Raw genomic sequence first — 6,371 nt, 5'->3', positions numbered from 1 at the left:
ATTGCCGGTTGAAACAGTGGCGAGGACTCGCGACTCGGTATGACAAGCTCGCGATCGTGTACCGGGCCGCAGTTGTCCTCAACGGAGTGATCGCGTGGCTCAACCTTTTACAAGACACGCCCTAGGTGTACTTCCCTGTGACGTTGTGACCGTGTCCCGTCATGCGGGGCCATGATCGCCACCGACCGCTATCAGCAGCTCATCGATGCCCGGTGGGCACGACTCGAACCCCTCCTGCCGTCCCGTGACGGCAGGAGGGTCGCCCGTCCCGGGACCCCGGCAGATCATTAAAGGGGCGATCTACCGCCATCGCACCGGAGTCCGGCGTTGAGACGCAGTGATGCTGCGGGTTGTCACTGATGACATCCGGGTACCGAGGCCGTCAGGATCTCCGGGACCGGGGGCATCGCGGCTTCCGGGTGTCTCACATCCCCCAGTCATCGGCGCACCTGGAGGTCCGGGGACCGGGGTTTCGCGGCGCCACGGCCGGGGAGGCTACACTAGCCCGCATGGCTGCGGTTTTTCTCACCTCCGATCTCCATCTGGGGCACGAGTTCCTCGCTGAACTGAGGGGATTCGACTCCGTGGCGGACCACGATGAGGCGATCATGACCCACCTCACCGAATCCCTCGAGGTCGGCGACAGACTGTGGATACTCGGTGATCTCTCCCGTGGCCGGCCCGAGGACGAGGAGCACGCCCTCGGCCTCCTCGGGGCCGCGCTGCCGGGCGTCGAGAAGCATCTTGTGCCCGGAAACCATGATTCCTGCCATCCCCTGTTCCGGCGTGCCTACCACCGTCAACGCATGTTCCTCGAGGTCTTTGATTCGGTTTCGGTGTTTCAGCGGGTCACCTGGGGAGGGGAGGATGTGTACCTGTCACATTTTCCCCGCCCCGGTCAGGACCACCCGGGCATGCCCTCCCGCTTCGATGAGCTGCGTCTGCGGGTCCCGTTGCTGGTGCACGGGCACCTCCACTCGGATTTCCCGGTGACGGGGCGCGGGCAGGTCGACGTGGGTGTGGACGCCTGGGATCTCCGGCCCGTGCCGGTCGAGGTGGTGCACAGGACCCTTTCCACCTCGCTCGATCGCTGAGAAACGAACAACGCCCCGACCGTGGAGGTCGGGGCGCAGGTGCTGCCGGCGGTGCGGTGCCTCAGCGGTTCAGCGCCGCCGCGAAGGTAACGGGGGTGTCCGCGACATCGCGGAAACCCTCGGTGTGGTCGCCGAAGACCTTGGCCACGCACTCCTGGATGGTGCAGTCGAGTCCCTCGCCGACGGCCGATGCCACGAGCGTCACATTCGCGGAACCGTTGTCGGAAATGGTGTCGGTGGCTCCCGGGGCGGAATTGCTCAACCATGCCTGGGAGGCCTGGTCCATCTGCTGTCCGGTGCACACCGGAACCGGGTTGCCCGGGGTGGCGGTGGCGGCACAGATGGCCGCATAGTATCCGAGGTCGGGATCCAGGCCCGTGATTTCGAAGGTGACCTCCCCACCCTCGGTGAGTCGTTCCGGCGTCACCGTGATCTCGACGTCCCCGGCCGGGGAACCGGAGGTGGTGCTGGCGGCACTGCGTGACGACGCCGGCGCCTGCGAGGTCATCAGGACCTCACCGGGGTCGACCGATCCGGTGGGTTCGGTGGAGTCATTCTGGTTCGGCGGGGTGCAGGCGGTCACCGAGAGCGCCACGGTGGTCGCGGCGAGGACACCGAGGAGGGTGCGCGAAATCGACATGAAGCGTCCTTTCAGGAAAAAACGTTTGACAAGAAACTGTAGCCGAGAGCGTGTGATCGTTTCCACGCTCGGGGGTGGCGGGACGGTGCTGCGGTTCCGGACGTGGCCCGGGGTATCCTGTCGCCGCTGTCCTTGGATGCGGACACCAGCAACCCCCGCACCGGTGGTGCGGGGGTCAGGTCGGGGGCGCGGTGGTTCGGGCTCCCGGAGATTCGGTGGCATTCCTGATCGAGGCATGTGCCCGGGTGTATTCCGGGGCCACCGTTTCAGCCACGGATTGGGGTGGTCCGGGGCTGGCTGGTGGGTGCGGCGGTTTCCTAGTGGAACTGTCCCTCTTCGGTGGAGCCCTTCAGGGCGGTGGTGGAGGAGTTGGGATCGACGGTGGTGGCGATGGTGTCGAAGTAGCCTGCGCCGACCTCGCGCTGGTGTTTGACGGCGGTGAAGCCGCGCTCCTCCGCGGCCTTGAACTCACGGTTCTGCAGGTCCACGAAGGAGGTCATGCCCTCGCGTGCGTATCCGTAGGCGAGGTCGAACATGCCGTAGTTGAGGGAGTGGAATCCGGCGAGGGTGATGAACTGGAACTTGAAGCCCATCGCGCCCAGTTCCTTCTGGAACTTGGCGATCTCGTCTGCGTCGAGGTGCGCGGACCAGTTGAAGGAGGGGGAGCAGTTGTATGACAGCAGCTGGTCCGGGAACTCGGCGTGGACGCCGTCCGCGAACTTCTTCGCCAGCGCGAGGTCCGGGGTACCGGTCTCCATCCAGATCATGTCCGCGTAGGGGGCGTAGGACTTTGCGCGGGCGATGCAGGACTCGAGGCCGTTCTTGACGTGGTAGTAGCCCTCCGCGGTGCGCTCACCGGTGATGAAGGGCTGGTCGCGCTCATCGACGTCGGAGGTGATCAGGGTCGCCGCCTCGGCATCGGTACGGGCGATGACCACGGTGGGCACGCCGGCGACGTCGGCGGCCAGGCGCGCGGAGTTCAGGGTGCGGATGTGCTGCTGGGTGGGGATGAGGACCTTGCCGCCGAGGTGGCCGCACTTCTTCTCCGAGGCCAGCTGATCCTCCCAGTGGGTGCCCGCGGCACCGGCTGCGATCATGGCCTTCTGCAGCTCGTAGACATTGAGGGCACCGCCGAAGCCGGCCTCGCCGTCGGCGACGATCGGCACGAGCCAGTTGTCAACGGAGGTGTCACCCTCGACGTGGGCGATCTCATCTGCGCGCAGCAGGGCGTTGTTGATGCGGCGGACGACGTTGGGGACGGAGTTGGCGGGGTACAGGGACTGGTCGGGGTAGGTGTGACCGGAGAGGTTCGCGTCACCGGCGACCTGCCAGCCGGAGAGGTAGACGGCCTTCAGGCCGGCGCGGACCTGCTGCACTGCCTGGTTGCCAGTCAGTGCACCGAGGGCGTTGATGTAGCCATCACCCTTGGCGGAGACCTCGTCCCAGAGGATCTCGGAACCGCGGCGTGCGAGGGTGTGCTCCTCAACGACGGAACCCTGGAGCTTCTCCACCTGCTCCGCAGTGTAATCGCGGGTGATGCCGTTCCAGCGCGGATTGGTGTCCCAGTCCTGCTGGATCTCCTGTGCGGTGCGCGGCTTTCCAACGTTTGACATCTGAAGTCACTTCCTTCTTGCTCATGCTTCTCGCATCTGATGAGGTGGTGCCCATCCACTTTGATGTGACGTAATACACCCCGTTTTCACTCGGTGATTTTCGTCCATTGCCGTGGTGGCGTACTTCACACAATGGCGTATCGGACAATCCGCCGTCAACGGGTTTAGGTTTTTAAGTTTTGTGCGGGGGTAGCTCCCCCCGTTGCTAATATTGCAAATCTCCGGATTCGCAGACCGCGGGTGGGTGATTTGTAGCGGTACGCATGTACTGGGGAAACCACCCGAGGTGGGGAAATGAATGGTTGCGGTGAGGTTCGGGAATTCCACGGGCAGGGGGACGCTGTGATGAAGTTTGCACGGGGGTAGTAGGGCAGTAAAGATCGCAAACTCCTTGGATGGGTGATCCTTATCACTTAGTCTGGTCACATCGCACAGCCCCGCAGGGTGACAGCGACGCGCATCTTCCACAAAGATGGCGACCCCACTAACACCACGCTTGAAAAGGAGTCTTCATGACTGAGCAGAATGCGACCATCGCAAGCTCTGACAACACCGAGCGCATCGAAGCCGGCGGCCTCCAGGTTGCACAGGTCCTCTATGACTTCGTCTCTGAAACGGTGCTTCCCCGCGTGGGAATCGACGGGGAGAGGTTCTGGAGCGGATTCGGTGAAATCGTCCGCGATTTCACCCCGCGCAACCGTGAGCTGCTGGCACGGCGGGACGAGCTGCAGCACCAGCTCGACGAGTACTACCGCGCCAACCCCGGAAAGCCCGAACCGGTCTCCTACGAGGCGTTCCTCCGCGACATCGGCTACCTCGTGGATGCACCGGGACCCGGAGTCATCCGCACCGAGAACGTCGACAATGAGATCACCGACACCGCCGGCCCCCAGCTGGTCGTTCCCATTCTCAACGCCCGTTTCGCCATCAACGCCGCCAACGCCCGCTGGGGTTCGCTCTACGATGCGCTCTACGGCACCAACGCCATCCCGGATGACGGCGGCGCCGAGCGCACCGCGAAGTACAACCCGGTCAGGGGCGAGCGGGTCATCCAGTGGGGTCGCGAATTCCTCGACGCGGTCGTCCCCCTCGACGGGGCCAGCCACGCCGATGTGGAGAAGTACAACATCACCGACGGCAAACTCGCGGCACACATCGGAAACGGCATCTTCCGGCTCAGGGACCGCGACGCCTACCGCGGGTTTACCGGGGACTTCAACGATCCGACCACGCTGCTGCTGCAGAACAACGGCCTCTACATCGAACTGCAGATCGATCCGGTTCACCCGATCGGGCAGTCGGACAAGACCGGCCTCAAGGACATCTACCTCGAGTCCGCCATCACCACCATCATGGACTTCGAGGACTCCGTGACCGCGGTTGACGCGGAGGACAAGACCCTGGGCTACACCAACTGGTTCGGGCTGAACACCGGTGAGCTGACAGAGGTCGTGACCAAGGGGGACAAGACCTTCACTCGCGCCCTGAACAAGGACCGCGTCTACATCGGAAAGAACGGCACCGAACTCACCCTGCACGGCCGCTCTCTGCTCTTCGTCCGCAATGTCGGACACCTGATGACCAACCCGGCCATCCTCGTCGACGGCGAGGAGGTGTTCGAGGGCATCATGGATGCGGTGATCACCTCGGTCTGCGCCATTCCCGGAATCGTCCCGCAGAACCCCAAGCGCAACTCCCGCAAGGGCTCCATCTACATCGTCAAGCCGAAGCAGCACGGCCCGGACGAGGTCGCCTTCACCAACGAGCTCTTCGCCCGCGTAGAGGATCTGCTCGATCTCCCGCGCCACACCCTCAAGGTCGGCGTCATGGACGAGGAGCGCCGGACCTCCGTCAACCTCGATGCCAGCATTCTCGCCGTGGCGGACCGTCTGGTGTTCATCAACACCGGATTCCTCGATCGCACCGGTGATGAGATCCACACCTCGATGGAGGCCGGGGCGATGGTTCGCAAGGCCGACATGCAGACCGCGCCCTGGAAGCAGGCCTACGAGGACAACAACGTCGATGCCGGAATCGCGCGCGGACTGCCGGGCAGGGCGCAGATCGGCAAGGGCATGTGGGCGATGACCGAACTCATGCGCGAGATGCTGGAGAAGAAGATCGAGCAGCCCCTCGAGGGCGCGAACACCGCCTGGGTCCCCTCGCCGACCGGCGCCACCCTGCACGCGACGCACTACCACCGCGTCAATGTGTTCAAGGTCCAGGAGGAGCTGCGCAAGGCGGGTCGCCGTGACACCCTCGGCAGGATTCTCGATGTCCCCGTCGCCCCGGACACCAACTGGTCCGATGCGGAGAAGCGCGAGGAGCTCGACAACAACTGCCAGTCGATCCTCGGCTACGTGGTTCGCTGGGTCGAGCACGGCGTCGGATGCTCGAAGGTACCCGACATCCACGACATCGACCTCATGGAGGACCGCGCCACGCTGCGCATCTCATCCCAGATCCTGGCCAACTGGCTGCGCCACTCAGTGGTGTCGGAGCAGCAGGTGCTCGAGTCCCTGGAGCGCATGGCCATCGTGGTGGACAAGCAGAACGCCGCGGATCCGACCTACCGTGACATGGCGCCCAACTATGATGATTCCCTCGCCTTCCAGGCGGCCAAGGACCTGATCTTCAAGGGCACCGAGTCACCCTCCGGCTACACCGAGCCGATTCTGCACGCGCGCCGCCGAGAGTTCAAGGCGCGGGCGAGGGGCTGATCATCCCGGGCTCCGGGGGCGAACCGGCGGGTGTGGTGAATAACCCGCCGGCAGGGTCTATGATGACTCTTTAATGAACGCACATGACTTCGAAGCACAGGTGGAGTACCTGAACCAGGTGTTCGAGGTGTCGGAGGAGCACCTGCTGTCCCCCGACATCCTTCTGCAGATCACCTCGTCCTAGGGCGTGTCTTGCAAATGAATTCTGTGGGAGCTGAGATCGTGGAGGTATGTCTCGATTCCAGCTCCTCTCAGACGACCAATGGACACTGATTGCTGATTTGTTGCCTGGTCCCACGGGCAA

General features: G+C 63.9%; 4 protein-coding genes. 2 read left to right on the top strand and 2 right to left on the bottom strand.

Features of this window, described 5'->3' with window-relative positions:
- Positions 1-509 precede the first annotated feature (509 nt).
- On the top strand, positions 510-1,094 hold the full coding sequence (locus B7E02_RS00045; RefSeq protein WP_080791534.1) for a metallophosphoesterase: 585 nt from the start codon (positions 510-512) through the stop codon (positions 1,092-1,094).
- Positions 1,095-1,155: 61 nt separating this feature from the next.
- On the opposite strand, the gene B7E02_RS00040 is transcribed toward B7E02_RS00045, so the two are convergent.
- On the bottom strand, positions 1,156-1,734 hold the full coding sequence (locus B7E02_RS00040) for a thiamine biosynthesis protein (protein ID WP_080791532.1): 579 nt from the start codon (positions 1,732-1,734) through the stop codon (positions 1,156-1,158).
- A 317-nt stretch (positions 1,735-2,051) separates the two neighbouring features.
- Positions 2,052-3,347: an isocitrate lyase gene (aceA, locus tag B7E02_RS00035; RefSeq protein ID WP_080791530.1), complete on the bottom strand. Its 1,296-nt coding sequence runs from the start codon at positions 3,345-3,347 to the stop codon at positions 2,052-2,054.
- A 512-nt stretch (positions 3,348-3,859) separates the two neighbouring features.
- On the opposite strand from aceA, the gene glcB reads away from it, so the two are divergent.
- Positions 3,860-6,067, top strand: a complete 2,208-nt coding sequence (gene glcB, locus B7E02_RS00030) for a malate synthase G (protein WP_080791528.1) — start codon at positions 3,860-3,862, stop codon at positions 6,065-6,067.
- Positions 6,068-6,371 lie beyond the last annotated feature (304 nt).

It is taken from the genome of Corynebacterium pacaense (genome assembly GCF_900169525.1).
GTDB lineage: Bacteria > Actinomycetota > Actinomycetes > Mycobacteriales > Mycobacteriaceae > Corynebacterium > Corynebacterium pacaense.
The sequence above is the reverse complement of the archived record's forward strand: the minus strand, read 5'-3'. Positions and strand labels throughout refer to the sequence as shown.

Excerpts from the sequence above, each read along its gene's own strand:
- B7E02_RS00045 (WP_080791534.1), top strand. The coding sequence starts at position 510 with ATGGCTGCGGTTTTTCTCACCTCCGATCTCCATCTGGGGCACGAGTTC.
- B7E02_RS00040 (WP_080791532.1), bottom strand. The coding sequence starts at position 1,734 with ATGTCGATTTCGCGCACCCTCCTCGGTGTCCTCGCCGCGACCACCGTG.
- aceA (WP_080791530.1), bottom strand. The coding sequence starts at position 3,347 with ATGTCAAACGTTGGAAAGCCGCGCACCGCACAGGAGATCCAGCAGGAC.
- glcB (WP_080791528.1), top strand. The coding sequence starts at position 3,860 with ATGACTGAGCAGAATGCGACCATCGCAAGCTCTGACAACACCGAGCGC.